This is a genomic window from Inquilinus ginsengisoli, from assembly GCF_031453975.1.
GTDB lineage: Bacteria > Pseudomonadota > Alphaproteobacteria > DSM-16000 > Inquilinaceae > Inquilinus > Inquilinus ginsengisoli_A.
In genome coordinates this window covers 36881-57816 of sequence record NZ_JAVDPW010000006.1, presented here as the reverse complement: position 1 = coordinate 57816, position 20936 = coordinate 36881, and the positions used below count along the sequence as shown (strand labels likewise).

Genomic DNA, 20936 nt, shown 5'->3' with positions numbered 1-20936 from the left:
TCACTCAGCGGCGATGGCCGCCACCCGCCCGATCAGGGACCTGACCTGCTCGAGATCGGCCGCTGTCGCCGGGTTGTAGACGATCATCTGGAGATCCGGCCGCCCGTCGACCGCGAAGGCCGAATACTCCATGGTGATCGGCCCGAGCACGGGATGGTGCAGGCGCTTCACCCCGTCGCCATGGGTCTGCACCTCGTTGTCGCGCCACATTGTCGCGAATTCGGGGCTCGAACGGCACAGCTCGTCGACCAGCGGCTGCACCTCGGCCGCGGCGCCGGCACGGGTGGCATCGGCCCGGAAGGCGCTGACCACGAAGCGGGCAACGCTGTCCCAATCGAACTGCGCGGCGCGGACGCGGGGATCGCAGAAGATCATGCGCAGGACGTTGCGCTTCTCCGGCGGCAGGGCGCCGTAGTCGGTGAGCACGGCGGCCGCCGCGCGGTTCCAGGCGACCACGTCCCAGGCCGCCGTCCTGACGATCGCCGGGCTGTAGGCCATGGCGTCGAGCAGCCGCTGCAGCCGCGGCGTGATCGCATCGTTGCCGCGATAGCGGACCTCGGGCGGGCGGCCGAGGCCGATCAGGAACAGGTGCTCGCGCTCGACCTCGGTCAGCATCAGCGCCTTGGCGATGCGGTCCAGCACATCCGCCGAGGCGTTGCCGCCGCGGCCCTGCTCCAGCCACGTGTACCAGGTCGCGCTGATGTTGGCGCGCTGCGCCACCTCTTCCCGGCGCAGCCCTGCCGTCCGCCGGCGGCCGGAGAAGCCGAAGGACGCCGGGTCGAGCTTGGTGCGCCGGTTCCTCAGATAGTCGCCGAGCCGGTTGTCGTTCGGGGAAGGCATGCGCAGGCCGTCGCGATCTATACCAGGATAGGAGACCACTTTAACAGGATACCCCTGCGGTGCCCACGGGACCTGCCGAACACCCGGCCCGCGGCCTGCCGGTCCGACCTGCCACAAGAAGGCCGCTTGTGTTTTCCGCCCTGGGCCCCTACTCCCGAACGGCGATCCACGATTTTGATCAGTTCATTGTTTCGAGCCGCCGATGACCGCGTCCGATCACATCGATTACCTCAAGACCATCAACCAGACCTTCCACGACCAGATCCGGAGCGCCGACCAGAAGGCGGCCTATATCTTCACCTTCCTGATCGCGCTGGTCGCCTGGTCGCCGGAGATGCGCAAGGTGTTCTCCTGGACCGGCGACGTCCCGTTCCCATCGGCGAAATGGGGCCTGTGCCTGATCCTGGTCGCGGCCCTGAGCACGGCTTTGGTCTGCGTCGCGCTGGTGCTGCTGCCGCGCAGGCGGAATGGCGGGGTGTCGCTGTACTGGGCCGCCTGGCCGGAGGCCGGGGAGCGGCTGGAGCATGCCGCCCATCGGGCGGATCCCGGCTTCATCGCCGCGGAATACACCGCCAACGCCCGCAACCTCTCGGCGATCTGCTGCATCAAGTACCGCTTCGTCAGCTACGCCTTCCGCTGCCTGGCCGTGGTCATCCTCTGCTACGTCACCCTGCTGACCACGAGCTGATCTCGCGGCTAGAGATGCTTGCCCGTCTCCAGGATCACGGCGGTGTATTCGCGATAGGTCATGCCCAGCTCCTCCGCCCGCGCCAGGCGGCGCAGCGCGATCTCGCGCGGCGGCGTCTTCCACGCGGCGGCATGGGCCTTCTTCCAGCAATAGTGCCGCCACGAGGCCGCGGAGTCCGGATGCTCCTCCAGCGGCGGCCCACCATTGTGGCCGAGCATGGCGGAGGTCGGTGATGGCGGCGAATCTCTCATATGGGAGATATTATCTCATATTCGGGAATCTGGAAGAGGCCTGACGATCGCCCCTGCATCGGCGTTATGTTGCAGCGCGATTGACAGAACCGGCGCGCCCCGTATCCTGGGAAACACTACACGAAATCTTCTTGCCCGAAGGGGCAGGAGCGGCAACGAAGCCCCATCCGCACACCAGCGACGGTGCGGCATGGGGCTTTGTGCGTTCAGGGCACAGGGACAGGCAGCACGGTGCGGACGAGCTACGCGATCGGTCTTCTCTACTCCACAACCGGGCCCTATGGCGCGATCGGCCGCGATGCGCTGGACGGCGCGCTGATGGCGCTGGATGAGGTCAATGCCGATCCCGGCTTCGGCTTCGCGCTGACGCCCTTCGCCGCCAATCCCGAAGGGGTGATCGACCGCTACCACGCGCTGTGCGAGGCCGCGATCCGCGAGGCCGGCTGCCGCCAGATCGTCGGCACCATCACCTCGCTGTCGCGCAAGGAGGTGCTGCCGACCATCGAGAAGCATGACGCCCTGCTGTGGTACATCTGCCCCTATGAGGGGTTCGAGAGCAGCGAGGCGGTGATCTACACCGGCGCCTGCCCGAACCAGCACATCGTGCCGCTGTTCCAGCATGTGCTGCCGCGCTGGGGCACCCGCGCCGCGCTGGTCGGGTCGAACTACATCTGGGGCTGGGAGGTGAACCGCGTGGCGCGCGAGCTGATCGGCGCCTGTGGCGGCGAGGTGCTCGCCGAACGCTACCTGCCGATCGGCAGCACCGAGGTCGGCCGGCTGGTCCAGGAGATCCGCGACAAGCGGCCGGATTTCGTCCTCAACAACCTGATCGGCCCGTCCAGCTACGCCTTCTTCCGGGCCTACCGGGCGCTGGCCGATTCCGACCCGGACTTCGCGCCGGACCGCCGGCCGATCGTCAGCTGCAACCTGACCGAATGCGAGCTGGCGCTGATCGGCCCGGCCGGCACCGGGCATCTCAGCAGCGCGATCTATTTCGAGGGCGTCGACGGCGCCGAGAACCAGGCCTTCCGCCAGCGGCTGCGGCGGCGCTTCGGCGCCGGCCGCCGCTCCTCCGCCTTCCTGGCCGGCGGCTACACCGCGGTGCGGATGCTGGCCGAGGCGATCCGCGAGGCCGGCACCGACGCGCCGGAGGCCGTGCGCCCGATCCTGCATGCGCGCCGCTTCGACACCCCGCTCGGCCGGCTGTCGATCGACCGGCGCACCAACCATGCGGCGCTGACCCCGCATCTCGGCCGGATCGGTGCGGATGGCGGCTTCGCCTTGGTCGACAGCGCCGCCGCGCCGGTCGCGCCCGACCCCTATCTCGTCGATTTCGACGCCGCGGCCCTGACCCGCAGCGTCCGCGGTGCCGCCCGGCCGCGCCTGAAGCGGGTGAAGTGACCATGGCCACCACCCCCAATTTCCGCGGCCGCAGCGCCGTGGTGCTGCACCGGCCCCATGCCGCCGTCGACGCCGTGCTGCGCCAGCTGGAGCGGCTGGGCATCGCCGCCCGCACCGCCTGGCCCGACCTGACCGCGACGGACTTGGCCGCCGATTTCGTGCTGTTCGACGCCGACACCGCCCATGACGGACAATTCCCGTGGCCGGCCGGGGCACCGCCGATGCCGCTGGTCGCGCTGATCGGGTCGGAGGCGCCGGGCCGGCTGGACTGGGTGCTGGCCCAAGGCGCCACCGCCCATCTGCTGAAGCCGGTCGCCTCCGGCGGCGTGTTCAGCGCCCTGGTGATCGCCGAGCACGGCTTCGCCGAACGCCGCGCCTGGGAGGCCCGGATCGCCGATCTGGAGACCCGGCTGCGGCTGCGCCCCGTGGTGGTCCGTGCCATCCTGGCGCTGATGGCGCAGCGCGGGCTGGACGAGGCGGATGCCTTCCGCGAGATCCGCAGCGCGGCGATGCGGCAGCGCTGCAGCATCGAGGAGTACTGCCTGGACCTTGCCGCCGGCGCGTCCGGCCCGGCCACCGGCCGGCGGGGCGCCTGAGGCGATGCCGGTCCTGAGACAGCTGCTGCGCCGCAAGCTGGCCCTGTTCGGCCTGGCGGTCATCCTGGTGATCGTCGGTGCCGCGATCTTCGCGCCCTGGATCGTACCGTTCTCGCCGGACGACCAGATGTTCGACGGGCTGACGCTGGAGGGCGCCCCCCTGCCCCCCGATGGCAAGTTCTGGATGGGCACCGACCTGCTGGGTCGGGACATGTTCTCGCGCCTGGTCTACGGCGCCCAGACCTCGCTGATCATCGGCGTCGTCGCCAATGGCGCGGCGGTGCTGATCGGCACCTTCTTCGGCGTCGTCGCCGGCTTCTTCGGGGGCTGGCTGGGCGCCGCGATGATGCGCTTCACCGACCTGATGATGGCCTTCCCGGCCCTGCTGCTGGCGATCGTCCTGGCCGCGATCTTCAAGCCGTCGCTGTGGATCGTAGCGCTGGTCATCGCCATGGTGAACTGGGTGCAGATCGCCCGGATCATCTACACCGAGACCCGGTCGATCGCGGAGCGCGACTTCATCGAGGCGGAATGGGGGCTCGGCGCCTCCCGCACCCGCATCCTGGTCCGCCATGTGCTGCCGCACCTGGTCTCCACCACCATCGTCTGGGGCACGCTCGGCATCGCCACCACGGTGCTGCTGGAGGCGACGCTGTCCTTCCTCGGCATCGGGGTGCAGCCACCGACACCGAGCTGGGGCAACATCATCTTCGAGAACCAGACCTATTTCTCCTCCGCCCCCTGGCTGGTGTTCATCCCCGGCGCCGCCATCATCCTGCTGGCCCTGGCCTTCAACCTGGTCGGGGACGCGCTGCGCGACATCCTCGACCCGACGCAGAAGGGCCGGCACTGATGGCCGCCTACCTGCTCCGCCGCCTGGTCCAGGCCCTTCTGATCCTGCTGGGCGTCAGCCTGGTGACCTTCGTGCTGCTGTACCTGCTGCCGGCCGACCCGGCGCGGCAGATCGCCGGGCGCAGCGCGACGCCGGAGGTGGTGGCGAACATCCGCGCCCAGCTCGGCCTCGACCAGCCGTTCCATGTGCAGTATCTGCGCTATCTCGGCGGGCTGCTGCAGGGCGATCTCGGCCGGTCCTACCTGCAGAAGACCGAGGTGGCGACGCTGATCATGAGCCGCCTCCCGGCCAGCCTGCTGCTGATGGTCGGCGCCATCGCCTGCGAGCTGGCGCTGGGCCTGACCATGGGCATCATCGCAGCCCTGCGGCGCGGCACCGTCACCGACCACGCGCTGATGCTGACCTCCTTCGTCGGCGTCTCGGCGCCGCAATTCGTGGTCGGCATTCTGCTGCTCTACATCTTCGCGGTGCAGCTGGGCTGGTTCCCGATCGGCGGCTACGGCACCTTTTCGCACCTTGTGCTGCCCTCGCTCACGCTCGGGTTCCTGGGGGCGGGCTGGTATTCCAGGATGATGCGGTCGGCGATGCTGGACGTGCTGCGCCAGGACTATGTGCGCACCGCCCGGGCCAAGGGGCTGGGCGTCTGGCGCGTCGCCCTGGCCCATGCCCTGCCCAACGCCTTCCTGCCGATCGTCGCCATGATCGGCATCGACATCGGCCTGTTCATGAGCGGCATCGTCGTCGTCGAATCCGTGTTCGGCTGGCCCGGCATCGGCCAGCTGACCTGGCAGGCGATCCAGCGCATCGACATCCCGATCATCATGGGCGTCACGCTGGTCTCCGCCGTTGCCATCGTGATCGGCAACCTGCTGGCCGACCTGATCGCCCCGTTCATCGACCCACGGATCAAGCTACGGTGACGGACAAAGCCCGCGCCGAACCACAGGAGGTTTCATGCTGAAGTCGTTGCTGCTTGCCGGGGCCGCCGCCCTCACCCTGGCTCTGGCCACACCTGCGATGGCCCAGGACATCAAGCCGGGCGGCACCATGACGGTGACCTACAAGGACGACGTCACCACCCTCGACCCCGCCATCGGCTACGACTGGCAGAACTGGTCGATGATCAAGAGCCTGTTCGACGGGCTGATGGACTACAAGCCGGGCACCACCGACCTGGTGCCGGATCTGGCCGAGAGCTTCACGGTCTCGCCCGACGGCCAGACCTACACCTTCAAGCTGCGCCAGGGCGTCAAGTTCCACAATGGCCGCGAGCTGAAGGCCGCCGATGTCAAATACTCGCTGAACCGCGTGGTGCAGCCGGAGACCCAGAGCCCAGGCGCCGGCTTCTTCGATTCGATCCAGGGCTTCGCCGACGTCTCCACCGGCAAGGCCAAGGAGCTGAGCGGCATCGAGACGCCGGACGACTATACCGTCGTCTTCCACCTGACCCGGCCGGACGCGCCCTTCCTGCACAAGATGGCGCTGAACTTCTCGCACGTCGTGCCGAAGGAAGAAGTGGAGAAGTACGGCGCGGACTTCGGCAAGCACCCGGTCGGCACCGGCGCCTACAAGCTGGCGGAGTGGACGCTGGGCCAGCGCATCGTGTTCGAGCGCAACCCCGACTATTTCCACAAGGGCCTGCCGCATCTCGACAAGATCGTGTTCGAGGTCGGGCAGGAACCGGTGGTGGCGCTGCTGCGGCTGCAGCGCGGCGAGGTCGACATCGCCGGCGACGGCATCCCGCCGGCCAAGTTCCTCGAGGTGATGCAGGACCCGACCTACAAGGGCCTGATCATCCAGGGCAGCCAGCTGCACACCGGCTACGTCACCATGAACGTCAAGGCCAAGCCGTTCGACGATGTGCGGGTGCGCCAGGCGGTGAACATGGCGATCAACAAGGACCGCATCATCCGCATCATCAACGGCCGCGCCAAGCCGGCGAGCCAGCCGCTGCCGCCGTCGATGCCCGGCTACGCCACGGACTACAAGGGCTACGCCTACGATGTCGAGGGCGCCAAGAAGCTGATGGCCGACGCCGGCCAGGGCTCTGGCTTCACCACCGACCTCTATGTCGCCAACACCGACCCGCAGCCGCGCATCGCCCAGGCGATCCAGCAGGACCTCGCCCAGATCGGCATCAAGGCCGAGATCAAGTCGCTGGCCCAGGCCAATGTCATCGCGGCCGGCGGCGACGAGAAGCAGTCGACCATGATCTGGTCCGGCGGCATGGCCTGGATCGCGGACTTCCCGGACCCGTCCAACTTCTACGGCCCGATCCTGGGCTGCGGCGGCGCGGTGCCGGGCGGCTGGAACTGGTCCTGGTACTGCAACGCCGATCTCGACAAGCGCGCGGCCGAGGCGGATTCGATCGCCGACCCGGCCAAGACGGCGGAGCGCGAGGCCAAGTGGCGCGACATCTTCCTGGACGTGATGAAGGACGCGCCCTGGGCGCCGATCTTCAACGAGCAGCGCTACACCATCCGGTCCGCGCGCATGGGCGGTGACGACACGCTGTTCGTCGACCCCGTCCACATCCCGGTCAACTACGACAACGTGTACGCCAAAGATGTCCAGTAAGCCGCACCACCACCACACCATCCACGGCGCGCACCACCATTTCGGCTGGGACCGGTCGTTCCCGCCGGCGGCTACGGTCGCGCCTGGCACCACGCTGGAGTTCGACTGTCTCGACAGCTCGGCCGGCCAGCTGACGCCTTCCAGCACGGTGGCCGACGTGGCCACGCTCGACTTCGGCAGGATCAACCCGACGACCGGGCCGATCTTCGTCGACGGGGCGCAGCCGGGCGACGCGCTGAAGATCACGCTGGACCAGTACGCGCCCTCCGGCTTCGGCTGGACCGCCAACATCCCGGGCTTCGGCCTGCTGGCGGACCAGTTCAAGGACCCGGCGCTGCATGTCTGGAACTATCAGGCCGACACACTGGCGCCGGCCCTGTTCTCGACCCTGGCGAAGGTGCCGCTGAAGCCCTTCGCCGGAACCATCGGCGTGGCGCTGGCGGAACCCGGGCTGCATTCCGTGGTGCCGCCGCGCCGCGTCGGCGGCAATCTCGACATCCGCGACCTGTCGACGGGGGCGACCCTCTACCTCCCGGTCGAGGTGGCGGGCGCCCTGTTCTCGATCGGCGACACCCATGCCGCCCAGGGCGACGGCGAGGTCTGCGGCACCGCCATCGAAAGCCCGATGAAGGTGACGCTGACGCTCGAGCTGGTGAAGGGCGCCAACCTGAAGATGCCGCGCTTCACCACGCCGGGCCCGGTGACCCGGCATCTCGACGCCAAGGGCTATGAGGTGACGACCGGCATCGGCCCCGACCTGATGGTGGGGGCGCGCATCGCCGTCGCCGAGATGGTCGAGCTGCTGTGCCGGACCCGTGGCATGGCGCCGGTCGACGCCTACATGCTGTGTTCGGTCTGCGGCGACCTGCGCATCAGCGAGATCGTCGACCAGCCGAACTGGGTGGTGTCCTTCTACTTCCCGCGCATCGTCTTCGAATGATGATCGAGCTGCCGTTCGAAAAAGAGCTGCCGCGTAGCCTCTCCCGCCAGGCGGGAGAGACTACGCAGAAACCTGGCTTACAATCGTGACTGCGGGAAACACCCCCCTCCTCAGCGTCCGCCACCTCAGCACCCAGGTGGCGACGCCGGCGGGGCCGAGGCTGGTGGTCGAGGATCTGAGCTTCGACCTGAACCCCGGCGAGACGCTGTGCATCGCCGGGGAATCGGGCAGCGGCAAGTCGATGACCTCGCTGTCGATCATGGGCCTGCTGCCGCAGCCGATGGCGCGGGTCGCCGGCGGCCAGGTGCTGCTGGAGGGTCGCGACCTGCTGGCCCTGCCCGAACGGCAGATGCGGCGGGTGCGCGGCGGCGAGATCGCGATGATCTTCCAGGAGCCGATGACCAGCCTGAATCCGGTCATGTCGGTCGGCCGCCAGATCAAGGAGGCCATCCGCGCCCATCGCCGCGTCGATGGCGGCGAGGCGCGGCGGCTGGCGCTGGAGGCGCTGGAGGCGGTGCGCATCGCCGAGCCGGAACGCCGGCTGACGCAGTACCCGCACGAGCTGTCGGGGGGCATGCGCCAGCGGGTGATGATCGCCATGGCCCTGGCCTGCCGGCCCAAGGTGCTGATCGCCGATGAGCCGACCACGGCGCTTGATGTCACCATCCAGGCCCAGATCCTGGAGCTGATGCGCGACCTGCAGCGCCAGTTCGGCACCGCCCTGGTGCTGATCACCCATGACATGGGCGTGGTGGCCGAAGTGGCCGACCGGGTGATCGTGATGCATCAGGGGCGGATGGTCGAAAGCGGGCTGGTGATGCCGCTGTTCGAGGCGCCGCAGCACGACTACACCCGCCGCCTGCTGGACGCCGTGCCCAAGCTGGGCCAGATGGCCGGCCGCGACGCGCCGCTGCGGGCGACCGCCGCGCCGGCCGCGGCATCGGGCGATGCCGCCATCGAGGTCCGCGACCTGACCGTGCGCTTCGACATCGCCGGCGGGCTGCTGCAGCGCACGGTCAAGCGCGTGCATGCGGTGGAGAAGCTGTCCTTCACCGTCGCGCCGGGCGAGACGCTGGCCCTGGTCGGCGAAAGCGGCTGCGGCAAGTCCACCACCGGCAAGGCGCTGATGGGGCTGGTCGGCTGGCAGGGATCGATCCGGATCGACGGGGTCGAGGCCGCCGGGCTGGACGCCACCGCCCTGAAGCCGCTGCGCCGGAACATCCAGATGGTGTTCCAGGATCCCTACGCCTCACTCGACCCGCGCATGACCGTGGGCGAACTGGTGGCCGAACCGCTGGTGATCCATGGCCTGGCCAAGGGCGCCGAGCTGATCGACCGGGTGGAATGGCTGTTCCGCCGGGTCGGGCTGGCGCCGGAGCTACGCCACCGCCACCCGCATGAATTCTCCGGCGGCCAGCGCCAGCGCATCTGCATCGCCCGGGCGCTGAGCCTGTCGCCCAAGGCCATCGTCGCCGACGAATCGGTCTCGGCGCTCGACGTCTCGGTCCAGGCCCAGGTGCTGGACCTGCTGCACGAGCTGCAGGCCGATCTCGGCCTCGCCTATCTCTTCATTTCGCACGACATGGCGGTGGTGGAGCAGATCAGCCACCGGGTCGCGGTGATGTATCTCGGCCAGATCGTCGAGACCGGGACGCGGCGGCAGATCTTCGAGGATCCGCGCCACCCCTACACGCGGACGCTGATGCAGGCGGTGCCGATCGCCGACCCGCGCCGCCGCCGGGACCATTTCCAGCGCCTCTCCGGCGAGGTGCCGAGCCCGGTGCGGCCGGTCGGGTACCAGCCGGTCCATGTCGACCTGGCCGATGTCGGCGGCGGCCATCTGGTGGCGCGGGAGGCGGCCTGACCGCGAGGGTTATACCCTCCAGGACAGGTGCATGTGGTCGACGCGGCGGATGCCGGTGTAGCCCCGGATCGTCGGCGCCACCTCCAGCCGGAGCTGCGGGATGGCGGCGGCCAGCGCGCCCAGGCTTTCCTCCAGCTCGATCCGGGCCAGGGCCTCGCCGATGCAGCGATGCGCGCCGCCGCCGAACACCGGATGCAGGCGCGTCGGCACCGTCCGATGGATGTCGAACACGTCGGGGTCGGCATAGACCCGTTCGTCGCGCATGCCGGACATGGCCGACAAGGCGATTAGCCTCCCGGCCGGGATCACGACGCCGTCGACCTCGATGTCCTCGGCCGACATTCTCCCGGTCGATGCCACGCTGGGCTCGTATCGCAGGCTCTCCGCCACCGCCGCGGGGATCAGCGCAGCATCGCGACAGACCGCGTCCCACTGCTCCTGGTGCTGCAGCAGGAGGGAGACCTGCATGACGATGGCCACCCGGGTCGTATCCGTGCCGCCGATGATCAGCTGGACGATCTGGTACAGCATCTCGAGTGGCGACAGCTCCCCGGCTTCATCGGCCGCGGCCAAAAACCTCGACAGGAAATCGTCGCGAGGCTGCCGACGCCTGTCGTCGAGCATGGTCTTTGCGTATTCCAGCAGTTGCCGCGTCGCCTCTTCGGCCACCGGGATGTCCTCGGGTCGGACGCTGAGGCTGATGAAGCGGGTCGCATCATAGACGTGCCGGGTGAAGGTCGGGATGTCCGCCCGCGGCAACCCCAGGATATCGCTGATCACCAGTGCTGGCAGTCGAGATGCGAAATGCTCCACGAACTCGACACGTCCGGCCGCATGCCATTCCTCGATCAGCCCCTCCGCCGCTTGCCGGATCAAGGGTCGAAGCTCGGCCATGGTGCGGGCTGCGAATGTCCGTGAGAACGGGGCTCGCCGCCGGCGATGCACATCGCCATTGGCTGTCAGCATGCCGTACTCGAAGTTTTCGAACAGCGCTCCATCCACAACGCCCAACATCTTCGGAAACGCGGTCCCGGTGGCCCCGAGGCGGGGATCCTTGCTGAGGCGCTCGATATCGCCCAGGCGCAGCACAAAGCAGCTGCCGGCCTCGTGAGCGACGACGGGATGGTCGGCACGGTAGGACCGGAACGTCGCATGCGGGTCGTCGCTGAACTGCTCCTCCGTGAGGACCGGCAGATCACGGTCCGCGGAGATCAGGGCCGTAGGGGCGTCACCAGGACGGGTTTGCATAAGCACCTCCAAGATCTGGAGGACCATCGCGCAACCGGATTACAGGGGCATGTCCAGGCCCGGCCTTTTCGCTACAGCCGTCACAGGCTGCGCCTCGACCTTGAAGGGGGCAGCACGGCCGAGGCCGCCGGATCGGACTGGAGGGCCGGTATCGGCAGGGCGCTCATCCGCTTCCAGCGCCTGTCCGGCGAGGTGCCGAGCCCGGTGCGGCCGATCGGGTACCAGCCCGTTCCTGTCGACCTGGCCGATGTCGTCGGCGGGCACATGGTGGCCAGAGAGGCGGCATAGGGCTCTCTTCAGGCGGAGAGGCCGTCCGTCGTCGGCCCTTCCCTTCCTTGTCATGCCACGGCTTGACCGTGGCATCCAGGGGCGGTCAGAGCGGCTCGTGGTGGCCCCTGGATTGCCCGGTCAAGCCGGGCAATGACAGAGAGGGAAACGGCATATCCGATGCTGGCCGGTCGCGACGGCGACCGTTCGCGCTTGGTGAATTTACTTCAAATTAATTTCATCATACTATGAATTTCGGACACTTTATTTCTATTACCTTCTTTCCTACCATCGGAGATGGCCGAATTATGCTTCTCGTAGATCATATAGGCGATCTGAATTTTACGCCCGCACATGAAGTCGAAAATCGCCCTTCAGTCGCGGATCTGTTCAAGAAAAGCAGGAGATGTGGAATCTATATTATGGAGTTCCAAAATAATGAGATTTATGTAGGAAAAGCCACGGACGTAGTTCGTCGGTACGGACAGCACCGAAAAATTCACCAGGACATCAAGACGATCAGGTTCCAAAGACTCAAAAAATCCGAACTCGATCAGAGCGAACGCACGCTAATCTATCGCCTGGAGCGCGCCGGCTTTGGCTTGAGGAATGTTACCTTCACCAGCATTCCTCAGCCCGGGTCTGACTTCGAAGCGATCATGCCTAAGGACCAGCAAGATCTCTGGCTTGATCGTAAGCTTAAGGAAAACGGAAGCGTCAATCGCGCTCAAGATGCAGCAATCGACGCACGGTCACTGCGATCGTTCGACAAGCTTCTGAAGATATGTACAATTGATCCACATCTATCATTCCTGCAATATTATATAAATAATCTCATTCCATCTCCAAAGAGCTCGGAAATATCGTTCTGGTCACTCACCGCTCTTGGAAACGGCACAAAGGAACGACCGGGGTCCCTCTACCGTCTCAACTTGTTTTGGCAAGAGGTGATGTGGGTTGCAGGCGACGGCGAGGATGCGGAAATTTGGCTCCGATGCGCAAGATCGCCCCTGGAGGCAGCCCCTGGTGGCCTTTCGCGAGTCGCTCGGCGTATAGACGCAGAGTTTGATGATTTCCACTACAAGCCAGGCGGATCCGATCAGATATCGCTCCATGCCTTTTGGAACGATGATCCGCTGCGAATTCTCCGAGACGAGGACATCGCCAGGAGCATTCGCCTGTTCAATCTTCGACTGATGAACAAGGGGCCGACGAACTTCAGCCGATCGCACTGCTCCGCGCTCGTCACCGCCGCCTATGAAGCTCCGGACCCCGAGACCCGGGAAGCCCAGTTTTGGAGCCGGTTCCGTAAGTCGCCCAGAAATTGAAGAGGCCGGGTCCGCCACAGCGGACCCGGCCTCTGCCCCTACTCCTTCTTCCCCTGCCAGAAGAAGTCGTTCTCCGTCCCCGGGCCCCAGATCAGGCCCTGGACATTCTTGCGGGCCGCCACCACCTCGACCTGCTGGAACATGAAGGCGAAGGGCGAGGTCTGCTCCACCTTGCGCTGCAGTGCCTCGTACAGCGCCTGGCGCTTGGCGGTGTCGGTCTCCAGCACCGCGGCCGCGGTCTCCTTGGTCAGGTCCGGAATGTCCCAGGCGTTGCGCCAGGCCGAGGTCTTCATCGGCGGGTTGTCGCCGTTGTCGACATTCATGGCGAAGGTCTGGGCGTTGGTGTGCGGGTCCTGGTAGTCCGGGCCCCAGCGGCCGATCGCGGTCTCGTGCTTGCGGGCACGGATCCGGCTGGTCTGCTGCTTGTCGTCCGAGGCGATGATCTGCAGCTCCACCCCGGCCTTGGCGAAGGTCGACTGGATCGACTGCGCCATGTCGAGGTTGGGCGACCCGTCGGTCACGTCCATGGTGATCTTGAAGCCGTCGGGATAGCCGCCCTGGGCCAGCAGCGCCTTGGCCTTGGCGACGTCGAGCGAGAACGGCTGGTCGTCCAGCGCGCCGAGGAAGCCCCTGGGCAGGAAATGCTCCTGCAGCACGCCCCTGCCCTTCATGAAGCTGTTGGCCATGCCCTGGTAGTCGATCAGGTACTTCAGGGCCTGCCGGACCTCGACCTTCTTCAAGGGCTCGGTCAGGGTGTTCATCGCGAGGTACCAGATGGCGCCGCGCGGCACCTCCTGCAGCGTGATGTCGGGGCTCGACTTCAGCGATTCGATCTGCTCGCCGGTCAGGCCGCGGGCGATGTCGATGTCGCCCTTCTGCAGCAGCAGAAGCTGCGAGGTCGGGTCGAGCACATGGCGGTAGAAGATCCGGCGGAAGCCGGGCTTGCCCTGCCAGTAGTCGTCGAACCGCTCGAGCACCAGGCTCTCATTCGGCTTCCAGGTCACCAGCTTGTAGGCGCCGGTGCCGGCCGAATGGGTGTTCAGCCAGCCATGGCCGAAATCGCCGTCCTTGGCGTTGGCCTCGACCAGCTTGGAATCGACCACCGCGCCGACCGTGGCGCTGAGGCAGTTGAGCACGAAGCTGGGCGCGTAGGCCTTGTCGGTCTTGAACACCAGCGTCCGCGCATCCGGCGCGGTGACCATGCCGTCGACATTGTCGGCGGTCAGGCCGAACTGGCCGATGATGAAGGCCGGCCCCAAATTCAGCTTGATGGCGCGGCGCAGCGAAAAGGCCGCGTCCTCCGCCGTCAGCAGGTTGCCGGACTGGAACTTCACCCCGTCGCGGATCTTGAAGCTGTAGGTCGTGCCGTCATCCGAGACCGTCCAGCTTTCGGCGATGCCGGGGGTGAAATGGGCCGGGTCCTTGGCGTTGTAGTAGATGAGGCGGTCATAGACCTGGGCGACGTACTCGCTGGTCGAGAACTCGAACACCTCGGCCGGATCGAGCGTGATGATATCGTCGATGCGGTAGGCCTGGACCAGCGTGTCCTTGGGCGTCTCGGCCACCGCCGGCAGCGCCGCGGCACAGCCGATCACGATCGCGGCCACCAGGCCGCGAATGGTTGTTTTCATTGTGTGCACCCCCTGTTTGTCGGGCGGTCCGATGGTAGGTCGGCGGCGCGACGACGACTAGGCGGATTCGCTCACAGTTTGACGGATGCGCCTATTTTGCCGGCGGCTTGAGGATCGCGCCGATCTCGACCGTCTGCGGCGGCTGGTCCGGCAACGCGATGCGCGCGGAGCGGCCCGGCAGCGTGGCGCCATCCGGCAGGGGCCGCGCCTTGACGTCGAAATTGACCGTGACCGCCGTACCGTCGGCGAAGGTCGAGCGCTGCAGCAGCCGGTCGGGCGACAGCACCGCGAAACCGGTCATCGCTTGCGTGAACAGCCGCTGGTGCAGCGGCCGGAACACCCGGTCATAGGCGGCGATCAGGGGCAGGTCGCGGTCCAGCACCGCGGCGTTCAGGTGGTACAGCGGCGGCACCGCGTACAGCAGCTGCAGCAGTGCCGTGGCGTCGCGTTCGGTCGAGAACTTCAGCGAGCCGTATTCCCAGTGATGGGTGGTCACCACGCTGTCGTGCAGCGCGATCTCGTAGAGCGGCAGGCGGAAGCGCGGATCGGTGACGACGCGGGCGATCGCCGGCTTCAGCGGCACCGGGGTGAAGTACAGCGACGGCGTCTCGGGCGGCCAGTAGTTGCCGCGGTAGAAGGGCGACCGCTTGTCCTTGATGTCAGGGTCCATCCAGGCGAAGGGCACGGTGGTCATGCCATGGGCGAAGGCGATCTGCGCCGCGAACAGCGACGACCCGCCCTCGCTGCCGACCACGAGGCCGAGCGACGCGGCAGTGGCCAGCCGCCGGCGGCGGACCTCGGCATCCTGCGCCGCGCTGGTCTCGCGGCCGGGCGTGGTGTCGTCGAACGCCAACCCGGTGGCGTCGACGTCGAGGAACAGGCTGTCCAGCCCGGCCGCCTTGGCCACCGCCGCCATCCGCCGCCGGGCATAGGGCTCCGCCGCCGTTGCGCTGACATAGACGCCGCGGCCAGCGAAGCCGGTGGCCAGTTTGCCGTCGAGCCCGCGATAGCCGGCGGCGGCGAGGTCGGCGCCCATCTGTGCCGTCGGCCAGGTCTCGACCAGATCCGGTGGGTGGGCGCTGCCATAGCTGTCATAGGCCCCGACCAGGTAGCCCGCGGCCTTGGCGGCGGCGACCGCCTCGGGGTGCCACAGCGCATCGCGCCAATCCTCGGTGCCCAGCCAGGCCCGGGTCAGCCCCGCCTTCTGCAGCGCCGTGACGGTGTCGAGCGACAGCCCGCCGCCCCAGCGCTGCGGCGGCGCCAGCATCGGGCCGAAGGCGTCGACCAGGGCCGCGCGCATCGGTCCGGCGGCCCAGGCCGCCTCCGCGGCCGGATCGTGCCCGCCCGGCAACGGATCGACCGCCGCCATCGGCACGGCCCGGCGCAGCCCGTCATTCACCGCCCGGACCAGCGCCGCCCGCCGATAGGGCGCGACGAAGCCGGCGCTGCCGGCGGCATCCCTGAACGCGCCTTCGAACTCGACCCGGGTGTCGGCGTCGAAGCCCTGCCACAGCCGGCCGGTGAGATGGGCGGGGTCGGCCTTCTTCTGCTGGAACAGCCGGATGAAGGCGCGCCATTGCAGCACGTCCTCCGGCTTCAGCGGCCCCTTGCCCCAGAGGTAGATGTGCGGCGCACCGCCCAGCCTGGCGGTGTCCGGCAGTGCCGCGATCTTGTCGGCCAGCGGAACGAAGGCGCCGGTCGCCTGCAGCCAGGCGCGATAGGCCCGCGCGCCGGCCAGCGGGTCGGCGGGGCCGGGCACGATGCGCACCACATAGGGCGCGCCGGGCGCCAACCGGGTGAAGTCGTGGGTCAGTTGCGGCCGCGGCCGGCCCGCTGCCGCGACGATGCCGAAGCCGGTGTTGAACGGGGTCTCGACGATCCAGCTGATCGAGCGGTCGCCGCGCAGCTCGGTCCAGACCGGCATCGACAGCGCCTCGGCCAGGCTGCCGGGCTCGTAGCGCCGCACCAGCCAGTCCAGCCAGGCCGGGTCGTCGGCCAGGACGTAGCTGCCTTCGCCGAAGGGCATGGCATAGGCGGTGATGCCGGCGGGGTCGGCAGTTTGCGGCCAGGCCAGGGTCGCCGGCCGGTCGGAGCGGATCGACAGGCGCAGCGCGTCGCCTTCGACCCCGGCCTCGACAGCGAAGCCGTCGTCACCGGCGACCAGGTGCCAGCCATGGTCGGTCCGGCCGGTCACCCGCGCCGGGGCGAAGGCCGGTGCGGCCAGCGTCAACTCCGCGCCATCGGCGGTGCGCAGCGACACCGCGAGGGTCGCCGGGTCGATCGCGAAGGTGCCGGCCGGGACCGCAAGCGTGACCGGGCCGTCATCGGCGGCCCGGGCGAAGCTGGTGGACGCGGCGATGCATAGCGGGAGCAGCGCCAGCACGACCGCCACCGGCTTCAGGAACTTCATTTCATCTCTCAAAAAATGACTATAACAATTTCATATTAAATAGCTATATGGCTGTCAGGAAGCCGCCTGTGTCGCGGCTATTCGTTCTCCAGCGCCGTCCGCGCCGCGTTCAGCTTGTCGCCGAGCTTCGGGTCGACCTTGGGGTAGTGCAGGTCCAGCCCCTGCATGGCCTCGACCACGGCGCTGGCCACCGCCAGCCGGGTGAACCATTTGCTGTCGGCCGGGATGACGTGCCAGGGCCCTTGCGGCGTCGCCGTGGCCCGGATCATCTCCTCATAGGCCTTCATATAGGCGTCCCAGTGCTGGCGCTCGGCCACATCGCTGGGCTGGAACTTCCAGTGCTTCTCCGGCTCGTCGAGCCGGGCCAGGAAGCGCTTCTTCTGCTCTTCCTTCGATACGTTGAGGAAGAACTTCAGCACCAGGGTGCCGTTGCGGGCGAGGTAGCGCTCGAAGGCGTTGATGTCCTCGTAGCGCTCCTTCCAGATCTTCTTGGTCACCAGCTTGGGCGGCAGCCGCTGGTTGGCCAGGATCTCCGGATGCACCCGGACCACCAGCACCTCCTCGTAGTAGGACCGGTTGAAGATGCCGATCCGCCCGCGCTCCGGCAGATTCGCGGTGGTGCGCCACATGAAGTCGTGGTCGAGCTCCTGTGCCGAAGGCTGCTTGAAGGCGGTGACCTGGCAGCCCTGCGGGTTCACCCCGGACATCACATGCTTGATGGTGCTGTCCTTGCCGGCTGCGTCCATCGCCTGGAAGATCAGCAGCACCGACCAGTGGTCCTGGGCGTAGAGCATGTCCTGCATCTCGGCCAGCTTGGCCACGCTCTGGACCAGCGCCTCCTGCGCCGCATCCTTGTCGTCCAGGCCGTTGGTGTCGGCGGGATCCCAGTCCTTGAGGCGGAAGCCGTCACCGTCGTCGATCCGGTAGCGCTTCGCCAGCTTGTCCAGCTTGACCATCGTCCCCTCCCGCTGCGTTGCGCCCAGCCTGTCGCATCCGGGCGCGTGCGGTCCACAACGATCGATGGCGGCGTTTGTTCGCCGCCCGATGGCGCGCTGACCGGCGATCGGGGATCATGGAAGACGCACGCGAGATCCGAGGGAGCCGATGCCGCAGACCGTCCATTTCATCACCCATCCCGATGTGGCGATCGACCCGGCGGTGCCGGTGCCGGACTGGCCGCTGTCGGAGCGCGGCCGGACCCGGATGCGAGGGGTGCTGCAACAGCCCTGGGTGGCCGATCTCCGCGCCGTGTTCTGCAGCACCGAGCGCAAGGCGATCGACGGTGCGGCGATCCTGGCCGACGCGCTGGGCCTGCCCGTCACTGAGATCGCAGAGCTGGGCGAAAACGACCGTTCGTCAACCGGTTATCTGCCGAAGCTCGAGTTCGAAGCGATGGCCGATACCTTCTTCGCCCGGCCGCAGGAGAGCGTGCGCGGCTGGGAGCGGGCGGTCGACGCCCAGGCCCGCATCGTCGCCGCGGTCGATGAGGTGCTGCGCCGGGCACCGGCCGAAGGCGACATCGCCATCGTCTCGCATGGCGCCGTCGGCGCCCTGTATCTATGCCATCTCCTGGATCGGCCGATCGGCCGCGATGCCGACCAGCCGCCGGGCAATGGCGGCAACCGCTACGCCTTCGAGATCACCGGCCGCCGGCTGCTGCACGGCTGGCGGAGCATCGATTCACAATGACGGCAAAACAGCCCATTGCGACCGGTTCTTGAGAAGTATTCCGCGATCTTCTTCCCGGCGTCGACGGAATCGTTTCCGGGCTTCGTGGAATCTGCGTGCCAATCAGGCATTCCTTCCCGGAGACCAAGGGGCTCCCGATGCTTCTCAAATCCCATCGTCCTCTGCTGCTTGCGGCCGCTCTGATCCTGGCCGTGCCGGCAACCTTCGCCACGGCCCAGGCCGCCCCGCAGCGCCACGACAACCACCGGCACGCGGAGTCGCTGCACCACCGGCAACAGGCCTCCTGCGGCCATATCCATTCCTCCCATGCCCGCCACAGCTGCGAAGCCCGCGTGTCACGCGAGTGGCAGCACAACCGGCACCACTGAGCGTCGCCCGGGTGAAGATAACTAATGGATAATCTTTCTGTATCTGTCGGTTATACGATGTAGTTCACGCTGCCTAGATATTCCTTGAACCCTCCCGTCATTGCGAGCGCAGCGAAGCAATCCATCCCGCCGTTCTACCCGGCGACATGGATTGTCGCGCCCCTTCGGGGCTCGCAATGACGGTGAAGGGCTGTCTGCTCCCCCATTCCCATTGCAACCCGCCCCCGTCCGGTGCGATGACGCGGGCATGATCGCCGCCCCCACCGATGCCGAGATCCTGGCCCGCCTGCTGTACCGCGACGGGATGATGCTGGTGATCGACAAGCCGGCGGGGCTGCCCGTGCATGCCGGGCCGAAGGGTGGGCCGGTGCTGGACCACCATCTCGACGCCCTGCGCTTCGGCCTGCCGCAGCCGCCCGCCCTCGCCCACCGCCTGGACAAGGACACCAGCGGCTGCCTGGTGCTCGGACGCCACCGCAAGGCCACGGCAAAGCTGGGCGACCTGTTCGCTTCCGGCAAGGTGGTGAAGACCTACTGGGCCGTGGTCGAAGGCAGTCCGGCCGAGGATGAGGGCCGCATCGACCTGCCGCTGGCCCGCAAATCGCCAGACCGCGGTTGGTGGATGAAGGTCGATCCGCAAGGCCAGCCGGCACAGAGCGAGTTCCGCGTGCTCGGCCGCGCCGAGGGCCTGAGCTGGCTGAAGCTGCGGCCCCTGACCGGACGCACGCACCAGTTGCGGCTGCATTGCGCCGCCTCCGGCTTCCCGATCCTGGGCGACGCGATCTACGGCACCGCCGGGCGCGGGCCGGAGGCGCCGCCGCTGCACCTGCACGCCCGTGCCGTGTCGGTGCCGCTGTACCCGAAGAAGCCGCCGGTCGCCGCCGAGGCACCGCCGCCGCCGCATCTGGCCGGCACCCTGCGCCGCTTCGCCACCGATACCGCGGCCTGACACGCCAGCCATCCGGCTGCGGTTGCGGCCGCCATCTCCGCCCCCCGATTCCGAGTCGCCCTGCGCTGCCTCTCGCTTGCCGCCGCGATCGGGACGGATGTCGGGCGCGGCCTGGCGGCCATGCCGGGATCCCAGCGCCCGGAGACCCGGCGAAAGCTTTGCAATTCGGCCGCGATCGGAACGATCCCCCACACAACACATGGCGGTTCGGCACCATGGGAACCACAACCTGTTGCATATCCGGATCGAACCGGGTTCAATGGTGATGAAACCCCTGTGTTGACGGCCGGATCGCGCCCGGCTACGCCCCTGACCGTGACAACAGCAGCTCGCCCCCGCCCCGCCATCCGTTTCCGTGGTCGCTCCTTCATGGCGCTCGTGCTCGCGCCCGAGCCGCCGATCACGGACTGGCTCATCGAACTCGACACGCAGATCCAGCGGTCGCCTGCGTTCTTCCAAGGCCGGCCCGTGGTGGTCGACCTGTCGGCCCTGCCGATGCGCAAGCAGGACCTCACCGCGTTGATCGAGGACCTGCAGCGCCGCGACATCCGGCTGATCGGGATCGAAGGCGCCGACCCGGCCTGGCTCGGCTCCGAGGCCTGGGGCCTGCCGCCGATGATGACCGGCAGCCGGCCGGCCGGGCTGATCGAAATTCCGGACGGCGCGCCGGCTGCCGCGGCGCCCGCCGAACCTCCGCCGGCGGCGTCGCTGCTGCTCGACCGGCCGGTGCGATCCGGCCAGTCGGTGATCTTTCCGGAGGGCGACGTGACCGTGGTCGGGTCGGTGGCATCGGGGGCGGAGATCATCGCCGGCGGGTCGATCCACATCTACGGCACGCTGCGCGGCCGGGCCATCGCGGGGTCGAACGGCAACGGGCAGGCCCGGATCTTCTGCCGGAAGCTCGAGGCCGAACTGCTGGCGATCGACGGGCTCTACAAGACCGCCGACGACATGGAGCCGAAGCTGCGCGGCAAGACCGTGCAGGCCTGGCTCGACGGCGATGTGATGATCATGGCAGCCCTGGACTGAGGCATTA

General features: G+C 67.7%; 20 protein-coding genes. 14 read left to right on the top strand and 6 right to left on the bottom strand.

Going from position 1 to position 20936, the window contains the following annotated elements:
• Positions 1 to 840: a helix-turn-helix transcriptional regulator gene (locus E9232_RS17365; protein ID WP_309795828.1), complete on the bottom strand. Its 840-nt coding sequence runs from the start codon at positions 838 to 840 to the stop codon at positions 1 to 3.
• Positions 841 to 1042: 202 nt separating this feature from the next.
• Between E9232_RS17365 and E9232_RS17360 the strand changes: the two genes are divergently transcribed.
• Positions 1043 to 1528: a Pycsar system effector family protein gene (locus E9232_RS17360; protein WP_309795826.1), complete on the top strand. Its 486-nt coding sequence runs from the start codon at positions 1043 to 1045 to the stop codon at positions 1526 to 1528.
• Between the two features lie 8 nt (positions 1529 to 1536).
• On the opposite strand, the gene E9232_RS17355 is transcribed toward E9232_RS17360, so the two are convergent.
• A complete protein-coding gene (locus tag E9232_RS17355) occupies positions 1537 to 1746 on the bottom strand; it encodes a hypothetical protein (RefSeq protein WP_309795823.1) in 210 nt (69 codons plus the stop codon).
• A gap of 264 nt (positions 1747 to 2010) precedes the next feature.
• Here E9232_RS17355 and E9232_RS17350 point away from each other — a divergent pair, with 264 nt between their 5' ends.
• From E9232_RS17350 to E9232_RS17320, 7 genes are all read left to right on the top strand, one after another.
• Positions 2011 to 3180, top strand: coding sequence for a transporter substrate-binding domain-containing protein (locus tag E9232_RS17350; RefSeq protein ID WP_309795822.1), 1170 nt, complete (start codon positions 2011 to 2013; stop codon positions 3178 to 3180).
• 2 nt (positions 3181 to 3182) lie between these two features.
• A complete protein-coding gene (locus E9232_RS17345) occupies positions 3183 to 3776 on the top strand; it encodes an ANTAR domain-containing response regulator (RefSeq protein ID WP_309795820.1) in 594 nt (197 codons plus the stop codon).
• 4 nt (positions 3777 to 3780) lie between these two features.
• Entirely contained in the window at positions 3781 to 4629 is an 849-nt protein-coding gene (locus E9232_RS17340; protein WP_309795819.1) for an ABC transporter permease, read from the top strand.
• Positions 4629 to 5549, top strand: coding sequence for an ABC transporter permease (locus tag E9232_RS17335; RefSeq protein ID WP_309795817.1), 921 nt, complete (start codon positions 4629 to 4631; stop codon positions 5547 to 5549). Before E9232_RS17340 ends, E9232_RS17335 begins: the two co-directional genes overlap by 1 nt.
• A 34-nt stretch (positions 5550 to 5583) precedes the next feature.
• Positions 5584 to 7206: an ABC transporter substrate-binding protein gene (locus tag E9232_RS17330; RefSeq protein WP_309795815.1), complete on the top strand. Its 1623-nt coding sequence runs from the start codon at positions 5584 to 5586 to the stop codon at positions 7204 to 7206.
• The gene (locus tag E9232_RS17325) at positions 7196 to 8146 is read left to right on the top strand and encodes an acetamidase/formamidase family protein (RefSeq protein ID WP_309795813.1); all 951 of its coding nucleotides are present in this window, start codon (positions 7196 to 7198) and stop codon (positions 8144 to 8146) included. Before E9232_RS17330 ends, E9232_RS17325 begins: the two co-directional genes overlap by 11 nt.
• A gap of 85 nt (positions 8147 to 8231) precedes the next feature.
• Complete coding sequence (locus tag E9232_RS17320) at positions 8232 to 10010, top strand: ABC transporter ATP-binding protein (protein ID WP_309795812.1); 1779 nt, start codon at positions 8232 to 8234, stop codon at positions 10008 to 10010.
• A 9-nt stretch (positions 10011 to 10019) separates the two neighbouring features.
• Here the strand turns inward: E9232_RS17320 and E9232_RS17315 are convergent, their stop codons facing one another.
• Entirely contained in the window at positions 10020 to 11258 is a 1239-nt protein-coding gene (locus E9232_RS17315; RefSeq protein ID WP_309795811.1) for a cytochrome P450, read from the bottom strand.
• Between E9232_RS17315 and E9232_RS17310 the strand changes: the two genes are divergently transcribed.
• Both E9232_RS17310 and E9232_RS17305 read left to right on the top strand, forming a co-directional pair.
• On the top strand, positions 11253 to 11546 hold the full coding sequence (locus E9232_RS17310; protein WP_309795810.1) for a hypothetical protein: 294 nt from the start codon (positions 11253 to 11255) through the stop codon (positions 11544 to 11546). The genes E9232_RS17315 and E9232_RS17310 overlap by 6 nt on opposite strands.
• A gap of 287 nt (positions 11547 to 11833) precedes the next feature.
• Entirely contained in the window at positions 11834 to 12853 is a 1020-nt protein-coding gene (locus E9232_RS17305) for a GIY-YIG nuclease family protein (protein WP_309795808.1), read from the top strand.
• A 38-nt stretch (positions 12854 to 12891) separates the two neighbouring features.
• Here E9232_RS17305 and E9232_RS17300 read toward each other — a convergent pair whose 3' ends face one another.
• From E9232_RS17300 to E9232_RS17290, 3 genes are all read right to left on the bottom strand, one after another.
• On the bottom strand, positions 12892 to 14484 hold the full coding sequence (locus tag E9232_RS17300) for an ABC transporter substrate-binding protein (RefSeq protein WP_309795807.1): 1593 nt from the start codon (positions 14482 to 14484) through the stop codon (positions 12892 to 12894).
• A gap of 91 nt (positions 14485 to 14575) precedes the next feature.
• The gene (locus E9232_RS17295) at positions 14576 to 16894 is read right to left on the bottom strand and encodes a glycoside hydrolase (protein WP_309795806.1); all 2319 of its coding nucleotides are present in this window, start codon (positions 16892 to 16894) and stop codon (positions 14576 to 14578) included.
• A 77-nt stretch (positions 16895 to 16971) separates the two neighbouring features.
• Positions 16972 to 17850, bottom strand: a complete 879-nt coding sequence (locus E9232_RS17290; RefSeq protein ID WP_309795804.1) for a polyphosphate kinase 2 family protein — start codon at positions 17848 to 17850, stop codon at positions 16972 to 16974.
• A 148-nt stretch (positions 17851 to 17998) separates the two neighbouring features.
• Between E9232_RS17290 and E9232_RS17285 the strand changes: the two genes are divergently transcribed.
• From E9232_RS17285 to minC, 4 genes are all read left to right on the top strand, one after another.
• A complete protein-coding gene (locus E9232_RS17285; RefSeq protein WP_309795803.1) occupies positions 17999 to 18583 on the top strand; it encodes a histidine phosphatase family protein in 585 nt (194 codons plus the stop codon).
• Between the two features lie 137 nt (positions 18584 to 18720).
• Positions 18721 to 18951 carry a hypothetical protein gene (locus E9232_RS17280; RefSeq protein ID WP_309795802.1) on the top strand — a complete coding sequence of 77 codons (231 nt, stop codon included), beginning with the start codon at positions 18721 to 18723 and terminating at the stop codon, positions 18949 to 18951.
• A 247-nt stretch (positions 18952 to 19198) separates the two neighbouring features.
• Positions 19199 to 19900 carry an RluA family pseudouridine synthase gene (locus E9232_RS17275; protein WP_309795801.1) on the top strand — a complete coding sequence of 234 codons (702 nt, stop codon included), beginning with the start codon at positions 19199 to 19201 and terminating at the stop codon, positions 19898 to 19900.
• A gap of 120 nt (positions 19901 to 20020) precedes the next feature.
• Positions 20021 to 20929: a septum site-determining protein MinC gene (minC, locus tag E9232_RS17270; RefSeq protein ID WP_445351988.1), complete on the top strand. Its 909-nt coding sequence runs from the start codon at positions 20021 to 20023 to the stop codon at positions 20927 to 20929.
• Positions 20930 to 20936: the final 7 nt, after the last annotated feature.

Coding starts and splice junctions, on each gene's coding strand:
- E9232_RS17365 (WP_309795828.1), bottom strand. CDS start 840: ATGCCTTCCCCGAACGACAACCGGCTCGGCGACTATCTGAGGAACCGG.
- E9232_RS17360 (WP_309795826.1), top strand. CDS start 1,043: ATGACCGCGTCCGATCACATCGATTACCTCAAGACCATCAACCAGACC.
- E9232_RS17355 (WP_309795823.1), bottom strand. CDS start 1,746: ATGCTCGGCCACAATGGTGGGCCGCCGCTGGAGGAGCATCCGGACTCC.
- E9232_RS17345 (WP_309795820.1), top strand. CDS start 3,183: ATGGCCACCACCCCCAATTTCCGCGGCCGCAGCGCCGTGGTGCTGCAC.
- E9232_RS17340 (WP_309795819.1), top strand. CDS start 3,781: ATGCCGGTCCTGAGACAGCTGCTGCGCCGCAAGCTGGCCCTGTTCGGC.
- E9232_RS17335 (WP_309795817.1), top strand. CDS start 4,629: ATGGCCGCCTACCTGCTCCGCCGCCTGGTCCAGGCCCTTCTGATCCTG.
- E9232_RS17330 (WP_309795815.1), top strand. CDS start 5,584: ATGCTGAAGTCGTTGCTGCTTGCCGGGGCCGCCGCCCTCACCCTGGCT.
- E9232_RS17325 (WP_309795813.1), top strand. CDS start 7,196: ATGTCCAGTAAGCCGCACCACCACCACACCATCCACGGCGCGCACCAC.
- E9232_RS17315 (WP_309795811.1), bottom strand. CDS start 11,258: ATGCAAACCCGTCCTGGTGACGCCCCTACGGCCCTGATCTCCGCGGAC.
- E9232_RS17305 (WP_309795808.1), top strand. CDS start 11,834: ATGCTTCTCGTAGATCATATAGGCGATCTGAATTTTACGCCCGCACAT.
- E9232_RS17300 (WP_309795807.1), bottom strand. CDS start 14,484: ATGAAAACAACCATTCGCGGCCTGGTGGCCGCGATCGTGATCGGCTGT.
- E9232_RS17295 (WP_309795806.1), bottom strand. CDS start 16,894: ATGAAGTTCCTGAAGCCGGTGGCGGTCGTGCTGGCGCTGCTCCCGCTA.
- E9232_RS17290 (WP_309795804.1), bottom strand. CDS start 17,850: ATGGTCAAGCTGGACAAGCTGGCGAAGCGCTACCGGATCGACGACGGT.
- E9232_RS17285 (WP_309795803.1), top strand. CDS start 17,999: ATGCCGCAGACCGTCCATTTCATCACCCATCCCGATGTGGCGATCGAC.
- E9232_RS17280 (WP_309795802.1), top strand. CDS start 18,721: ATGCTTCTCAAATCCCATCGTCCTCTGCTGCTTGCGGCCGCTCTGATC.
- E9232_RS17275 (WP_309795801.1), top strand. CDS start 19,199: ATGATCGCCGCCCCCACCGATGCCGAGATCCTGGCCCGCCTGCTGTAC.
- minC (WP_445351988.1), top strand. CDS start 20,021: ATGCCGGGATCCCAGCGCCCGGAGACCCGGCGAAAGCTTTGCAATTCG.